Raw genomic sequence first — 2,191 nt, forward strand, 5'->3', positions numbered from 1 at the left:
AAAAATTGACGTTTCACGTTGTTTGTTTCGTTCAGTTTTCAAAGAACTTGTTTGCCGCTCATTTGCGACTCCCTTATGTTAACACTTTCATGTTTCAATGTCAACTAAGTTTTTTATTTCGTTTGTCACGTTTTGCTTTGTTGCATCGGCGACTTCTAATATATTACACACTTATCATTATAAAAGCAATACCTTTTTAAAATAAAATTCAAATTCCCCATTAAATATAGAAGATAAGGCTTTAATCCGTTAGATTTCTTTATCCTCACTTAAATTTAACCATCACTTATCCACGCATAACATTTAGATAGAAAGACTCCCTATTTAAGCTACAATCAATGTATCCCCTATATATAAAGAAAGAATCTTTCACTTTTAATAGCGAAAGATTCTTTCTTTATATATACTTATGCTGGAATGTACTTTCCAATAAATCCCCATACAGTATTCCAATATTTCTCCGAATCTATTTTTTCAGCTTCTCCATGACCTGCACCTGGCACAATCAATTTCTCTTTTTTCACCTTTGCAGCATTATACACTTCATCCAACATTTCAAAAGGAACAAATGTATCTGCATCTCCATGGATAAACAACATCGGAGTTTTACTTTTTGCAACTTGCTTGACGGCCGATCCCTCATTCAAGTCATAACCAGCACGGAGTTTTGTAATTGTATTCGCCGCATTCATAACAGGGAATTTTGGTAAATGAAATAGATCTTTTAATTGATACGTGAATTCATCTATAACAGATGAATAACCACAATCTTCAATAATAACCTTAACATTGGCAGGTAACTCTTCTCCGGAAGTCATCATAACAGTTGCGCCTCCCATAGAAATACCGAACAGAGCTATTTCCGCTTGCGGATCTTTCTTTAATACATACTGAATCCACTGCGTAACATCCTTACGATCATGCCAACCCATACCAATATAATCACCTTGACTATTGCCATGACCACGAAGATCAGGTGCTACTACACTATAACCCTTTTCATAAAAATGGCGAATGTATTTTGTCATTTCCGAGGCTCTTCCATTATATCCGTGAACCACGATTGACCATTTATGACTAGATTCCTGATTACGATATTCATAGCCAGTTAGTTTCAAGTTATCAAAAGAACGTATAGACGTCGTACTTGGTTGATGTTTTGATAAGAATTCTGTATTTTTCATTTCATCAGTGGCTACTACGTTACCCGATACAGTTACAGTTTTCTTTAAATGAGGGTTTCCCTCTAAAAATTCTTTTTCTTGTTTCGCATTTAGCGCATAGTTATAAAAGTAGTTCCCAACTAGCATATACGCAATAACTAGGAGGAGTAAAACTACTATTGTAACAATACTTATTTTCTTCATTCTTTGAATCCCTTCTCTATGATGTATATTTTAAAAATACCTTATATTACATTATATCAAATTCGAATATAACGCCCTCCTACTTCATCAAGATTTTTACTAATCTAGAATAGTAGGTCTCCTTAAAATTTACAATCGAGAAAAAGAAGCGAATAACAAAGAAAGAACTATTCATAGTAATGCGCAAGTAACAAACTTTCCTTAACAAAATATTCATAGTGAATATTTTGTTAAGGAAAGCAATATTATGTTTTAATCGCCCTATTGTATAACGAAAGAACATAACTAGTTCGACTTCTTTCTTTTCTAACGAATCCATATGCCCATTCGCTATAGTTTCCTAATATTGAATCTATTATAGATACAACATTAGGAAACTTTGAAATCCAAATACTACAGATTATTTTTAATGAATTTGAATTATAACGGAAAATATTTGAACCTTATACCCTAGAAGAGTCTATTTATTGTACTCTACCAGACGATCTATTAGATATCTATAAAAATCTTAAAGAAGACATCTTATTATATGAGAAGAACGAATTCAACAAAGCTACTTAGCATTGGAAATTTCTTTTAGAGGCTCAATAAGATTCACATACTGTGCAATATGCACATTACATTTCGAAAAATTTCATTAAAGATCTTCAATAAGCTAAAAACACAAAAAAGACGAGTCATTCTGACTCGTCTAAAGTTGCTTGGCGACGTCCTACTCTCACAGGGACAAGGTCCCAACTACCATCGGCGCTAGAGAGCTTAACTTCCGTGTTCGGTATGGGAACGGGTGTGACCTCTCTGCCATCATCACCAAACTATGAAGG

General features: G+C 33.7%; 1 protein-coding gene and 1 rRNA gene. Both read right to left on the minus strand.

All coding sequences use genetic code 11. The annotated features are described in order from the left end of the window. Nucleotides 1-407: 407 nt before the first annotated feature. Nucleotides 408-1,367: an alpha/beta hydrolase gene (locus tag ORL93_RS30705; RefSeq protein ID WP_097796060.1), complete on the minus strand. Its 960-nt coding sequence runs from the start codon at nucleotides 1,365-1,367 to the stop codon at nucleotides 408-410. Nucleotides 1,368-2,066: 699 nt separating this feature from the next. Continuing rightward, nucleotides 2,067-2,182: ribosomal RNA gene (rrf, locus tag ORL93_RS30710) — 5S ribosomal RNA — on the minus strand. Nucleotides 2,183-2,191: the final 9 nt, after the last annotated feature.

The organism is Bacillus sp. DHT2 (assembly GCF_026241455.1).
Lineage (GTDB): Bacteria > Bacillota > Bacilli > Bacillales > Bacillaceae_G > Bacillus_A > Bacillus_A pseudomycoides.